Source organism: Bradyrhizobium sp. 155, from assembly GCF_023101105.1.
GTDB classification, from domain to species: Bacteria; Pseudomonadota; Alphaproteobacteria; order Rhizobiales; family Xanthobacteraceae; genus Bradyrhizobium; species Bradyrhizobium canariense_D.
Map to the genome: position 1 here is coordinate 334,075 of NZ_CP064705.1, position 13,738 is coordinate 347,812.

The following is a 13,738-nucleotide window of genomic DNA, read 5'->3' on the forward strand; positions in this document are numbered from 1 at the left end:
TTCCCTCCGATGGGCTCTTTGGCCCGCAAACCACGCGCCCCCTCCTCTTCAAGCGGCCGCGGCGTTGCCGAGGCTAATCTTCGCGCATCTAACGAAAGCGGCCTTTGAGGCTCGGATTGGGTAAGGTTGGGTAAGTCAAAAAATCGGGCGATTGGGAAGTATCAATTGGAAGAAGCGGAGTTTGGAATGGGCCCCGGTTGACGACAACAGCCTGGCGAGCGCTGTGATGGCTGCGTTTGTACCCCAGTTCGAGACGAACAGCACTAAGGCGCACAGGGCGAGCATCGCGATCGGTGCTCCGTTGCCGTATACGATATGCGGCTTCTGGAGCGCGATCCAAGCGGCGATGTGATGGGCGTTAGTGCAGCCAAGAGATATGGGCGCAGCAATATTCGCGTTGAAGCGGTCGCCGCCCTGCACGGCAATCCTGTCAGGAGAAAGCGCTCAAATGAATCTGCACCTACTCCATCCCGTCACAGGTGGAGAAGTCGTGAGATTCCCGGAGAGATCGTCGTGCATGGCGGCAATCAGCAAGCAACATAGACTCTAGAGAAGCTTGTGCGGCTTGGACCGCGCGCATACTCGCCTTCAATGAGCCGGCTCGACCATATCAGGAGCGGTCTCGTCTATTGGTTGAGACGGATCCTCCGATCCGTTTGCGGGCAAGAGGTATCGGCAGCCCCGATGGGATTGGCGGGACATCGGTCTCGGCGGGCAGTATATTGGTCGTCGATCCACGCTAAACCTAACCGAAAGTACTGGCGCATTCATGCGACCTCTCCGCTGACGAGGCTAGACGAGCGATCGCTTGCGACAGGTCGGACGAGGCGAGGTACCGCAGCAATCAGACGCTTGGTATAGTCCGCCCGTGGATTGAGGAAAACCTCATCCGTATCGCCACTCTCGACGACGCGTCCATGGCGCATGACCATGACCCGGTCGCTGAGATGGCGAATCACGCCGAGATCGTGCGAGATGAAGAGATAGCTCATACCGAGCTGCGCCTTGAGATCCCCGAGCAGGTCGAGCACCTGCGCCTGGATCGAGACATCCAGAGCGGAAACCGGTTCATCGCAGACGATCACGGCTGGCTTTGGCGCGATCGCACGCGCGATCGCGACGCGTTGGCGCTGGCCGCCCGAGAGCTCCAGCGGCCGGCGATCCAGGAATGCTGGCGATAGGCCCACCGACTCGAGCAGCTCAATAATGCGCAGGCGACGCTCCGACCCGGTGTCCACATCAAGGAGGCTGTCAGATATGATGCGGCCGACGGTCCAGCGTGGATCAAAGGAGCTGAGCGGATCTTGATAGATCACGGAGATCGAGCGGCGTCGCGCCCTACGCTTGCGTTCGGCGATTTCGCTCCACGCCTCTCCCTGGAACAGAACGGCTCCCTCGTCGGGAGTATCCAGAGCCATCGCCAGGCGGGCTGTGGTGGATTTACCTGATCCTGATTCCCCCACAAGGCCCAGCGTTTCGCCTGACCGAAGCTCGAAGGACACGCCGTCAACCACCGTCCGCGGGACGCCATCAGGGCCGTTGAATCGCTTCACAAGATTGGTCGCACTGAGGATGATTGCAGTGGATTTAGGCGAGTGTTGTTGTTGCAGCGGGCTCAGAGACTTGGGTAGGCGTGCAATCGCCGTGGACGACAAACGGGAGCCGCGGGGACGTCCCGAGGGTACCGCGTTCAGGAGCTGCGAGGTGTAATCGTGTTGCGGGTCGCCGAAGATCTGCGCAGCTGGTCCACGCTCGACGACCTCGCCTTCGCGCATGACCAGAACATCATCCGCCATGCGCGAGACCACCGCCAGGTCATGGCTGATCAGGATCAGAGCCTTGCCCCGTGCCTTGGTTTCCTCCAGCAGCGCCAGCACCTGTGCCTGCACGGTCACGTCGAGCGCGGTGGTTGGCTCACCGGCGATCAAGAGGTCTGGATCGAGTGCGAGCGCCGACGCAATGAGGGCTCGCTGGCGTTGGCCACCGGACAATTGATGCGGCAGCTGCCGGGCTTTGATCTCAGGCTCAGGAACCCCAACGAGTTCGAGCAGCTCAACCACGCGGCGTTTGAGTTCCTCACGGGAGTGGACAGCACGATGGAGAAGGAGGCCCTCGCCGATTTCTCTGCCGACCTGACGGAGTGGATCGAGCGAGAGAAGGGCGTCCTGCAGCACGAAGCCGATCTTCTTGCCCCGGATGAGCCGCCATGAACGTTCATTGAGGTCAGTCAGGTCTGTCCCTGTGAAGTTCATCTCGTGCGCATGAACATGTGCCCCATGGCCCGCAAGCCCGACGAGAGCGCGCGCGGTTACGCTCTTGCCCGAGCCGGATTCGCCGACGATCGCGAGGCAACGCCCCGATCGAAGCGAGAACGACACGCCACGCACGGCCGTGCCGTTTGGATTGTCGCGTCCGAATGACACGCGCAGCGAATCTACGTTGAGAAGACTTGGCTGAGGAGGCTGGGGGGGAAGAACATGCAACATGTCAGCCCTTTCCTTCGAGGCGGTTCTGCAGATAACGTCCGATCACCGTCACGCTGAGAGCAAAGATCACCACTGCCAGACCCGGCATGATCTCGAGCCACCACGCATAGATCACGTAGTTGCGGCCAGCATTCAGGAGCGCCCCCCATTCAGGGGCTGGAGGGGGAACACCGAGTCCCAGAAACGCAACGCCCGATGCCCAGATGATGGCTTGGCCGACGCCAAGCGTGATCATCGCGGTCAACGGGTTCATGGCATTGGGGAGGATGTGCCTTCGCACGATACGCCAATACGGGTGTCCAAGCGCCTTGGCTGCCTCCACATATCCTGCGCCCTTAACAGACAGGACCTGCCCCCTGATCATCCGGGCATAACCCGGGGTTGTTCCGATCCCGACCGCGATGACCAACGTCAGCACAGTCGTGCCGAAAACGGCCACGAACAGAAGCGCAAGGAAAAGCACCGGTAGCGCGAAAAGTGCGTCGAGCAAACGGCTGAGAACATGATCGATGGCTCCGCCGCAAAGACCGGCGGCGAACCCCAGAACGAGTGCAATTGACACGCTCAACGCGGTCGCGCCAAGACCGATGGTCAGGGACTGCCCTGCCCCTTCAACAATGCGGGAGTATAAATCGCGACCGGACTGATCAGTCCCCAGCCAGTGGCTGGGCGACGGGGCCTGTAGTGAGGACGTCAGGTCAATCGCCAGCGGATCATGGGTCTGTAGCAGCCAGGGCGCGGCCGCCGCTGTTAAGAAGAACGTAACGATGGTTATGGCCAAGCAAACCCGCAAAGGAATTGCCTGTGCCGTTGAAAGTGCTTCCCTCCAATAGCGAGATTTGAGGACGTCTGGTAGCGCGGCAGAGCAAGTCATGCCAATTTGATCCTTGGGTCAACGATACTGTAGGCGAAATCGACGGTCACGCTGACAATGACAAACAGGCCAGCGGAGACCAGAATGACGCCGGAGACGACGGGAACGTCGCGCGTGGCTGTAGCGGCGACCAGGACGCCGCCAAGTCCCTGTCGGGCAAAGACGGCCTCAATTAAAACGGCACCGGACAGAAGCTTACCGAACGCCCAGCCTGACAAGGTGATTGCTGGCAAAGCTGCATGGCGCAGGACATGACGAAACCGCACACCGAGATCGCCCATGCCTCGCGTTCGCGCCGAAGTTACAAAGGGCAACTCGAGCAAACGCGTGAACTCACTCGTAACGACTTGCCCGAAGAGCCCAGACAGTTCCAACGCCAGCGCCAGGGTCGGAAGAATGAGGCCGATCGCCGAATTTCCTCCCACCACAGGAAAGATGCGAAGCTGTACGGCAAAGACGACGAGCAGGATGGTGGCTAGCCAGTAAGGCGGCACGGTCGCCAACAGAACCTGCATCCCGCTCAGCAGCTTTGCCCAGAAATTATCTCTCCCGGCTGCAAAAACTGTGGTCAGAATAGTGATCACCCACGCGGTTAAGAGCGCGGCGACCGCAAGGAGGACGGTTGGCCCAATCTGTTCGGCAATGATGGCTGTCACTGGCCGGTGCTGGTGGTAGGATTGGCCAAGGTCCCCCTGCAAAATCCCGGAGATGTATTTCGCGTATTGCAAGAAAATCGGCTGGTCGAAGCCATATTTTGCGTTGATTGCCGCAAGCTCTTGTCGAGGGGCCGCCCCTACATTGCCGCTGACGACGTTGAGAATGATCTGGGCGCGGTCACCTGGCAGCAGACATTGGACAAGGAAGGTGAATGTTGCCGCAGCCCATACGGTCGCTGCGGCGGACAGGATGCGATGTGCGAACCACACGGCCCGTCTGCGGGCTGCGACTTTCACGGGGCGGATTTCTTGTCGAAATAGCTATCATAGAAGACCGGCTCGCCGACGGAGCCGCGGTCGAGCCAAATGTCCTTTAGATGTGCTTGCACAGCTAGAGTGACGTCCAGGACTGCGAACCCCACGACAGGAGCGTCAGCGACGATCTTGCGCTCTGCTTCCTGATAGAGCGCGGTTCGCTCAGCATTGTCGAAGTGTTTTTCGGCCTTCTGAATAATGTCCCACAGTGCCCGGTCCTGGTAGCGTGAGGGATTGAAGCGATTGAGCTCACCATTAAGGTCAGGCTTCCAGGAGATGCGGAAGATTTCAGCGCCGGGAGCAACCCAGTAGAGAAGGACGACCTCGTAATCGTTCGGACCGAGATTTTTCCCGGCGAAGAAATCGGCCTGGTTCGTTGGCTGAAGCCGCACGTCGAAGCCGGCAGCCTTTGCCTGCTGTTGGATCACCTGCACGGCCTGCTCACCGTCGGGCTTCAAGAACGAACTCGAATAGGAGATGCGTACGACGAGCGGCTTGCCATGCTTGAGGCGAACGCCCCTGCTGTCACGCTCGGTCCAACCCGCCTGATCCAGGAGCTGATTGGCTTTGCCGACGTCATACCTGTATGACGGGGCAAGCTCGCTAATATATTCGGGCGAGCTTTGGCTTAGCGCGCCATTGCCTTCAAACGGCAAGGAGCCCAGGAACGAGGACTCGACCGCGGCTTTTCGGTCGGCGGCATAGGCAAACGCCTGGCGAACGAGCAGATCGTCAAAAGGCGAGCGAGCCGTATACAACGCCAAGCGCAGGGGCGTGCCACCCGTAATGTGCCGCAAGACAGTGAAGCGCGAGTTCGCATCTTTCCAAGCGACGGCTGGAACGTCGTAAGCTGCATCAGATTCCCCGGTTAGCAGAGAGCCATACCGAACGGTCTGATCGGGGAAGAACTTCCACTGGATCCCGTCAACGTAAGCCGGTCCCTGGTGCTTGGCTGTTGCCGGCGCGGAGTTGTAGTCGGGATTGCGGCGGAATATAACCTCTTTTCCCCGATTCCACTTCTGGACGATGAATGGACCCGATCCGACCGGGTTCTCGCAGTTCACCGCAAGTCCACGCTTGAGCGCCGTTGGCGACAGAATGCCCTGGGACGACTGGGCCAGAACATTGAGCAACGGCTGGAACGGCGCCTTTAGCGTTAGTCGAAGTGTCGCGGGCGCGATTGCCGCTGCCGATTCAAAGTTGTCGCTGAGGTAAGGAGCGGCCGTCGGATTGCGGAGGTCCGGATTGGTGCTGAGCCAGCCATTGATGTTGTCGGCGACTGCCTGTGCATCGAGCGGTGTCCCGTCGGTGAATTTCACGTTCGGCTTGATCTGAAACGTGTACACTTTCTTGTCGTCGGAGATGGTCCATGATGTAGCCAGCCATGGCACAATCTCCCCGTCCTTCGTCCGGGCGACTAGATTGTCGCTATATTGCCGCTGTAGATACCACTGCTGGACCCATCCTCCGAACAAGCAAGGCGGCTCCTGAAAGTGGCCATATCGAATAATGCCGCCGCGCCTCGTACTGTCGCTCGAACCGTCCTGAGCAAAAGTGCTGGGCGCATAGGCGATCTGCGAGAGCGTGGAGAGCGTTATTGCAATGGCTGCTGCCTTTTGCTTTCTGTAAGCGTGTGGCTGGCCCGCGAGAAGCGCAGATGATTGTGTGTCGGACAGAGACATATCGAACTCCAAGCTATTGATAGTGAAACCGCGAGGCAGACGGGCGATCAGGCCGTCGCCCGCTCTTGCGACGGAACGCCCCCTGGGAGCGCAAGGCCAAAACGGTCACGCAAGCTTTCTTCCCGATACTCGGTGCGAAACAGTCCGCGGCGCTGCAGTATTGGAACGACATGATCGATGAAGGCGGGCGCACCATCCTCCAACACATCTGGGATGATGTTGAAGCCATCAACTGCGCCGGCGCGGTACCATGCCTCGATCGAATCGGCGATCTGTTCCGGTGCGCCCGCGATCACGCGATGGCCGAAACCTTGAACGCTGCTTATGATCTCCCTAACTGTCCGGCCTTGGCGTGCCAAGCTTTCGATGGTGCGGTGATGACCGACCGAAAATGGGACATCATTCGGATCGGGCAGCAGTTCCTCGGGAATGGGTTTGTCAAGGCTGAGCTTTTCGGGCGCCACATTGATGCCTCGCGCCAAAGCGACGAGCGCGCTGGGCAGATCGAGTAATTCGTCGATCGCTCTCTTGCGGCGATACGCCTCCTCTTCCGTGCCGCCAACGAAGGTGACCAGGCCCGGCAGTATGATCGGCGCCGTCCGCCGGCCGAGTTGATGCGACAGCGCACGCAGGCGTCCGGCCTCGCGCAGCGCTGTCTCCAGGTCGCCTGCAGCAGCGAACACCAGATCGGCGCTGCGCGCGGCAAGCCGCAATCCGTCGTCCGAGCCTCCCGCTTGAACAATGATCGGGTGCACTTGTCGCGAACCGGGGTGCGTGAGCGGACCGCGGACGCTAAAGATATTGGTGTTGGGGTCGAGCAGTCGAAAGTGGGGATTGGCGTAGATTCCAGATGTCTGATCCCCGACGATTGTTCCATCTCCCCAGCTCAGCCATAGCCCACGGACCGTTTCGACGAAGTCTTCGGCGCGCTTGTAGCGCTCCTCGCGACCGAGCTCGCGCCCACCGAAATTGCCGACCGTCGCGGGGCTGGAGGTCGTGACAGCATTCCAGGCGGCGCGGCCGCCGCTAATGACATCAAGTGATTGGAAACGACGCGCCAGGTTGTACGGCTCATTGTACGTCGTCGATGCGGTTGCAATCAGTCCGATGTGTTTCGTCTCACGTGCGATTACCGTGAGAACAAGCGTAGGTTCAAGCCCGTTGAGTGGCGGTCGGCGGGTAATATCCCAAGATATTGCCGGGGTATCTGCAAGGAACACCGCGTCGAGCAAGCCGCGCTCGGCCACCTTCGCTGCCCGAAGATAATGCTCGATGTCAAAGAAAGCGCTCGGATTGGTGCTCGGCCAACGCCATGCTGCGGCGTGTCCGCCCGCGCCGTGAAGATTAAGCCCAAGATGAAGCGTTCGGATTGCAGAAGACATGAATTCTCCAGGCGCGGGATGGCATGCGCAGTTCAAGGGGTGTGTTGGCTCGGCTACGCTATCTGGCTGCTTCTTGCGCGCTCGCGCAGAGAACGAGCGGCATCCGAGGACGCGGCGAGGCCGCCGGTCGAGATTAGCGGATCAGGTGAAGCAACCCGCGCGCTCAAGGAGCCCGAACACTTGACCAAGCGCGAACCAGCTGGACCTCTGACGAATTCGCTCGAGCGACGGTTGGCCGGGGGACATTGTGTATTGTACTTGCCCGAAACTCTGCTGGTGAGCCTTACAATGCGTGCAACTCGCGCGATGACCAAAGCCGCTGTCATGACAACTCCACGGCCGACACCAGCGGCCTTCGATCGCGAGAGAATCAAGCGACGGGACATCAAACGCAATAGTTGCGTATTTCAATCTGCTACCGCGCGCTGGCATACTCTTCTACGACAGCCTCGTTGTCTTCGAGCTTGCAGGATTTGTGCGCGTGCAGTCTGGTTGTCGCAGTTTCTGAGCGCGATCCCAAAGTCACGCCGAGGCGAGTGATTGCAAATCTGATGTGTCTCTTGGAGCATCGTCGTTCGGGGCGCGCGCTCGGTGTCAGCGACGGGGGTCCTCGAGTATCCCTCGATAGGATAGAAGAACTTTCAGGCCGATCGGCGACGGACACAGCCCCACCGCTTGCCGGGCACCCTCGTTGCGCGCGGGCAGCGCTCTCAGCCCAGCACCGCCAGCATGAGTTTTAGTGGCCTCGCGTGCCTCTGTGGTGTGACTGTCAAAGCGTGTCAAGCTCATCGGTTAGTGATCGACTTGGGCGCGCGAGATCAAGCTTCTTGAGCAAGTGTCTTTGCCTCCTGGCCAAGCCTGCGCTCGCATGTCTCGCGATACCGGACCGATCCAGCGGGAGCTGAGATAAGGCGCTCCGCGAACCCAGCAGCGACGCCGCTGCGGGCTGGTCGACAGTTCTCGGCTCGGCGCTTTACTTGTCGATTGCCGCGGGCTGCCGACGTCACATAGTTGCCAACGTTGCTCACGACCTTTCTGATCGAGGCAGGATGCTGACGACTTCGCCGGAGATGCCGTCGGCTCAGCCACCTGGGTTGCGCTGCGCTTCTGGGACACCGACCTGACTGATCCACCGCTGCTGTTCATTCGTAAGCAGCTCCTGACGGGTAATGGTATTTAAAGCCCGCTCGAAGCGAACTTGTCGCGTGCATCCTGAATAGAATGCGACAGATCCCGCGACAGCTCGATGATCGGTCCAGCTGCGGACGCACCATCAAGGTCGCGCACAATGGCCCCGATGCAGCAATTGGTTGCTTCCAGCACCGCTAATGAGACCGACATTTCTGCGGGGGTGCGAACCCGAGCAAAATCGAATTGCGCCAGAGGGGCACCTAATCCGCGAAGGTGTTCAGCGGCGGAATTGTACGCCTGCCAACCTGGTTTTGGGAAAGCAAGGAGGGTCATTGCAACGGTCTCTGCTGCGCGACTGAATGAAGGGATCGTAGAAGCGATAGTCTGTAACCAATTGAGGCTACGGTTCTTGTCGAATGTCTAGAGCCCGCCGCGGCATTGAAGTGAGATCGTATTGACCTGATGCGGCTCAAGAACGTAGCCCCGCTTGTGCGGGCAAAAAAAGTCCGCGACCAGAGCGTTAGAGAAATCGTGTTGGCCTTCTGGGGAAGGAAATCCGCAGCCAAGCGGCAATTCCGGCCCCGAGTCGCTTATGTCAGTCGAACGGGACAACGCGTTTCCGTTTATGGGCGAGGCAGGCGTCTCTGCTCGGTGCGGGCGGGCGGACGGGTTCCGTTCCCTGCAATAACACTGAGGCAAACTTGCTCCAGGCCTAGTGTAACTCGCCGGTGACGAACTGCGCTCGTCCCATGCCGAATGACCAATCCTCATCCGCATTGATCACGAAACTTATCATGAGGTCAGTTGACGCTACCCCACAGGACGACGACAGCCTCTCGGCGAGGACGCGGTAAAACTCCAATTTGGACGCCTTGTCGCGCGGTCGGCTCGTCAACTGCAGCATGACCAATTTATCGGTCCGATTGATATCAAGACCTGTGTCAAGCGCGACGAGGCTGGATTTGGGGTGCTGATGCACCACCTGATAGCGATCGCGGGGCGGCACGTGGAGCGTTTCGACCAGAACTTCGTGAGTGACATCCAAAAGCCGTTGGATCTCCGCGTCACTTCGTCCCTCGATCAAATCGAACCGCAAAAATGGCATGGCGATGCTCCTGGAGGCTCAACTAACAAAGCTGCGGCCGGCAACCAAGGTGGACCGAGCAATGAAAAGCTGCAATACTCGTTGTATGTTTTCTCTGCCGAGATCGACATCATCATTCAAGATGACGGTCATCTATTTTTAAGATGGACGACGGAGCACGCCAACTCACGCGGCCCGAACACTTGCCAGGAAGCGATCGACATCCGCTTTCAGCAAAGTGGACTGGTGGTTCAGCCCACCTGCAGCCGCAAGCACATCAGCCGCAGCCACCCCGGTCTGGGCAGACGCCTCGCTCACCCCGACGATGTTGCGCGATACGTCTTCGGTGCCTTGCGCGACCTGCTGGATGCTGCGTGCGATTTCGCGCGTCGCGACACCCTGTTGCTCCACGGCGGATGCAATCGCAATTGCGATCTCGTTGATCGAGGATATCGTGCCGCTCACGCCCTCGATTGCTTGGACAGCCTCGCTCATGGCGCCCCGCATGCCGTTGACTTGGGTCGAGATCTCCTCCGTTGCACGTGCGGTCTGCCCTGCGAGCGACTTCACCTCGCTTGCCACGACGGCAAACCCCCTTCCCGCCTCGCCGGCACGGGCGGCCTCAATGGTTGCATTTAGCGCCAGCAGGTTCGTCTGGCTTGCGATCGCAGTTATTAACTGAACCACGTCTCCGATCTTTGATGTCGCGGCTACAAGACCTTGAATTGTGATATTAGTCCGTTGCGCCTCTTCAACGGCGCCTCCGGCGACCTTGGTCGAACGCGCCACCTGATTGCCTATCTCGGCGATCGAGGCCGAGAGCTGCTCAGTGGCCGACGCGACCGACTGCACGCTTGAGCTGGCCTCTTCTGCAGCAGTCGCAACCACTCCGGACTGGCGGCTGGCAGATCTCGCCGTCTCCGACATGCCTTGGGACGTCGTCCTCATAGCGGAAGCCGAGTGAAAGAGGGCATCGAGTGACGTGCTTACACCTTGTGCGAACTCGTCGGCCAGCTTGCCCAGGAGGCCCCGTTTTTCCGTCTCGGCCATCAATTTCATCTCGCCTGTTCCTGGCGAAGGCGAGCGGTCTCTATCATGGCGTCCTGAAACACTTTGACGGTCGTCGCCATCTCTCCCACTTCATCCGCACGCGAGAGCGCAGGAATCGCCGATCTTGTATCGCCACTGGCGAGCTTTCGCATCGCCCGCGTGAGACTGGCGATCGGCCGCGTGATACTGCGGCTGAGAAGAATTGACGTGGCCACGACAAGCGCAAGGGCTATAAGGATGAGAAGGCCAATGCGCTTTGCTTCTGCCATGAATATCGCGTCTACGTCGTCCAGATAGATGCCGCCCGCGACTGCCCAGTCATAGGGCTTGAACCCCACGACATAGGCGATCTTGGGAAGTGGGTCGCCGACGCCGGCACGGGGAAAGCTAAAGGCGACAAAGCCGGATCCGCCGGACTTCACAAGATCGACTTGCAGCCGGGAGAAAAAGACACCGTTGGCATCCGAGGTGTCCTTCATGCTCTTGTTCTGAAACTTGGGATTGGGATGCGCGACCAGTACGGAATCCATGTCGAGGGCATAGAAATAGTCGTCCTTGCCGAAACGCAATGATTGAAGCAGTTGCTTGCTCCGTTCCAAGGCCTGCGCATCGGAGAGCCCTGCCGCTCGGGATCCCTGGTAGTCCAATTCAAGCACCTGCTTCGCCAGCAGGATGAGCTGCTGAAGCTTGTCTTTTCGGTCCTCGAGCAGGCTGCTCTTGAGGGCCGACAAGCCGACCCCGGCCACGGATGCAATACCTAGAACAGAGAGAACCACCATCAACATCAGCCTGGAAGAAATCTTGAACTTGGCAAGCATGAAAAATCCTCAACACGCTGAGTCCGACCATCACTCCGCCTCATCTATCGCACATTGATAAAAATTGCCTTTAGCCCACAGGGCCACCTTGATATCAGGGCCAGTCGAACAAGGGCGCTGGGATGTGAGTTTATGCAAGCCTCGTTGCGATCACTGCGGTTCGCGGCGAACCATTACCAGTTGAGATGACGGTCATCTCGTCTCTAGATGACGACGCGCGCCGCATGGTTCCCCAATGCGTCTTTCACGCGGCCCACATTGGTCGTTAGGATGATTGTGACGACATTCAAAATGTTGCTGCTGCTGGCTTCAAGAGTGGACTGGAATGGATCTCTCCGATCTCAAAGTGTTCGAGACGGTTCTGCGTCTTGGAAGTATCAGCCGTGCGGCAACGCAGCTGTGTACTGCTCAATCCAAAGTCACAACTCGTATCCGAGTGCTTGAGGGCAAGCTTGGCATTTCACTCTTCGAGCGTCACGCACGGGGCGTAACGCCAACCCCGGCAGCCCGCAGGGTCCTCCCCTATGTCGCGAGGCTTTCAAAACTTGCCGCGGATGCCCGAGCTGCGGCACGGGATGATGGTGTGCCGAGGGGCACTCTGCTGATCGGAAGCCTCGAGACGACCACCGCGTTGCGATTGTCTCCGCTTCTGCCAAGGTTTGCCAGCGCCTGTCCCCACGTCCAGCTCACGATCACGACCGGAAACACTACACGCTTGTTGAATGACGTCCTCGAGTATCGTCTCGACGGCGCGTTTGTCGCGGGCCCGGTCGATCACCCGGACCTGCATCAACGGCCTTTCTTCCACGAGGAGCTCGTGCTGGTAACGACCCCTTCGGTCCGGACAAAGGACCTGGCTGCCATCGGGCCCTTGAAGATGATCGTCTTTCAGACCGGCTGCTCTTATCGCACCCGTCTGGAGACGATGCTGATGGAAATGGGGATCACTCTGTCCGAGCCGCAAGAGCTTGGTTCTCTCGACGCCATCATCAGTTGCGTCTCCGTCGGCCTTGGTGTCACCTTGATGCCGAGAGGTGTCATTGCAGCTGCCGCCCGGGACGGCAGGGTCGCTGCGCATGCGTTGCCGCCTTCCCGGACGGCCGTTGAGACGGTGTTCGTCTGGCGAAAGGATGTCTATGTATCGAGCGCGATGACAGCCCTGTTCGATCTGATCGAATTCTGGCCGTAACTCGAGCCGTCCAGCCTAGGACCGCCGCTCGCCTTCGAAGTAGTTCAATAGGCCCGTGCCTGGTGCGCAGTTGACATACTCGAAAAGCTGGTTGTTCTCCGGCAGCACGAAGACTTCATGCCAGGTTCTGAGCTGGTTCTTCGCGCCGAACTTGTGGTAACGGGCCATTGCGGCGCGGAAGATCGCCCCGTGCGACGGATGATGCTCAGCCCAGTTCTCCATGTGGCCGAGCGAGAGAAAATATCCGAGCGCATGAGTCTCGAGCTCGGGTGCCCCGCCGACATCGCATGTTTGCTGAAACCGCAGCGAGCAGCAACCCGTTGCCTCAGGACTTTCGCGCAAGAAGTCCATTCCGCGTTCGAGGGGAGCTCGCAGGTCGCGCATGTAATCTTCGGTTTGGTCGGCATCGCAGCGCCCCCAAAAGGCCGCCGACCGAATCACCGTGAGGTTCCGGGGCGTAGCGATCCGCCACCGATTGGACCTGGTCTCGCGCGGCGTCGCGGATGGGAGCTCAGGCAGCGCCGACGGCAAGGGATCGACCGCCGCGAGTGGGATCCGGTCGCGCATCGCGCCGTAGTAGCCGCAATACGGTGTCGGGTAGAGCGCCACTTCGTTAGAGCGACTCATTCCGGCTGGATAATCGTTCCAATACAGCGTCTCAAGGCGTTCAATCGGAACGGTCAAGCTCTCACGGAAGTAGCCCGTTGCCTCCGAACACCTCGCCGAATCGTTCCACCAATTTGCCACGCGACTATCTTCGAGCCAATCATCACGACGGGTCCGGTCAACCCAATAGCTCGCAACCACATGCGTATAGAGGCCGTTGTGATCGACGAACCACGCATGATCGTGCACGTGCGGGCCGTTCGGCAGGCTGACGGCTTCGGACATCCACCGTATGAAGCCGGACTTGTAGACGGCTTCCGCGTTCGGTCCCTGGATGCCGTGAAATGCAACACACAAGGCGTCGCATTTGCGTGGGAAACCGACGGACCAACGCTGGACCACCGGCTCGAAACCTTTCGGCTTACGCAGCGGATTGATCCGCTCCAACACCTGAAAATTCATAGC

The 13,738-nt window shown here is 59.4% G+C and carries 12 protein-coding genes; 1 reads left to right on the forward strand and 11 read right to left on the reverse strand.

The window, feature by feature from the left end; translation table 11 throughout:
- Nucleotides 1-135: 135 nt before the first annotated feature.
- The 10 genes from IVA93_RS39020 to IVA93_RS39065 form a co-directional block, all read right to left on the reverse strand.
- Nucleotides 136-420: a hypothetical protein gene (locus IVA93_RS39020; RefSeq protein WP_247789974.1), complete on the reverse strand. Its 285-nt coding sequence runs from the start codon at nucleotides 418-420 to the stop codon at nucleotides 136-138.
- Between the two features lie 347 nt (nucleotides 421-767).
- Entirely contained in the window at nucleotides 768-2,486 is a 1,719-nt protein-coding gene (locus IVA93_RS39025; protein WP_247789975.1) for a dipeptide ABC transporter ATP-binding protein, read from the reverse strand.
- 1 nt (nucleotide 2,487) lies between these two features.
- Entirely contained in the window at nucleotides 2,488-3,360 is an 873-nt protein-coding gene (locus IVA93_RS39030) for an ABC transporter permease (protein ID WP_371827259.1), read from the reverse strand.
- Nucleotides 3,357-4,313, reverse strand: coding sequence for an ABC transporter permease (locus IVA93_RS39035; protein ID WP_247376991.1), 957 nt, complete (start codon nucleotides 4,311-4,313; stop codon nucleotides 3,357-3,359). The genes IVA93_RS39030 and IVA93_RS39035 overlap by 4 nt, the downstream gene beginning before the upstream one ends.
- Nucleotides 4,310-6,013 carry an ABC transporter substrate-binding protein gene (locus IVA93_RS39040; protein ID WP_247369511.1) on the reverse strand — a complete coding sequence of 568 codons (1,704 nt, stop codon included), beginning with the start codon at nucleotides 6,011-6,013 and terminating at the stop codon, nucleotides 4,310-4,312. Before IVA93_RS39040 ends, IVA93_RS39035 begins: the two co-directional genes overlap by 4 nt.
- Before the next feature lie 47 nt (nucleotides 6,014-6,060).
- Nucleotides 6,061-7,395 carry an NtaA/DmoA family FMN-dependent monooxygenase gene (locus IVA93_RS39045; protein ID WP_247369513.1) on the reverse strand — a complete coding sequence of 445 codons (1,335 nt, stop codon included), beginning with the start codon at nucleotides 7,393-7,395 and terminating at the stop codon, nucleotides 6,061-6,063.
- A 1,176-nt stretch (nucleotides 7,396-8,571) separates the two neighbouring features.
- The gene (locus IVA93_RS39050; RefSeq protein WP_247369516.1) at nucleotides 8,572-8,859 is read right to left on the reverse strand and encodes a hypothetical protein; all 288 of its coding nucleotides are present in this window, start codon (nucleotides 8,857-8,859) and stop codon (nucleotides 8,572-8,574) included.
- 379 nt (nucleotides 8,860-9,238) lie between these two features.
- Nucleotides 9,239-9,631, reverse strand: coding sequence for a tautomerase family protein (locus IVA93_RS39055; RefSeq protein ID WP_247369519.1), 393 nt, complete (start codon nucleotides 9,629-9,631; stop codon nucleotides 9,239-9,241).
- 165 nt (nucleotides 9,632-9,796) lie between these two features.
- Nucleotides 9,797-10,669 (reverse strand): methyl-accepting chemotaxis protein, encoded by an 873-nt coding sequence (locus tag IVA93_RS39060; RefSeq protein WP_247789976.1) that lies wholly within the window; start codon nucleotides 10,667-10,669, stop codon nucleotides 9,797-9,799.
- The gene (locus IVA93_RS39065) at nucleotides 10,666-11,478 is read right to left on the reverse strand and encodes a cache domain-containing protein (protein ID WP_247789977.1); all 813 of its coding nucleotides are present in this window, start codon (nucleotides 11,476-11,478) and stop codon (nucleotides 10,666-10,668) included. The genes IVA93_RS39060 and IVA93_RS39065 overlap by 4 nt, the downstream gene beginning before the upstream one ends.
- A gap of 325 nt (nucleotides 11,479-11,803) precedes the next feature.
- On the opposite strand from IVA93_RS39065, the gene IVA93_RS39070 reads away from it, so the two are divergent.
- On the forward strand, nucleotides 11,804-12,667 hold the full coding sequence (locus IVA93_RS39070; RefSeq protein WP_247369523.1) for a LysR family transcriptional regulator: 864 nt from the start codon (nucleotides 11,804-11,806) through the stop codon (nucleotides 12,665-12,667).
- A 15-nt stretch (nucleotides 12,668-12,682) separates the two neighbouring features.
- Here the strand turns inward: IVA93_RS39070 and IVA93_RS39075 are convergent, their stop codons facing one another.
- Nucleotides 12,683-13,735, reverse strand: coding sequence for a phenylacetaldoxime dehydratase family protein (locus IVA93_RS39075; protein ID WP_247789978.1), 1,053 nt, complete (start codon nucleotides 13,733-13,735; stop codon nucleotides 12,683-12,685).
- Nucleotides 13,736-13,738 lie beyond the last annotated feature (3 nt).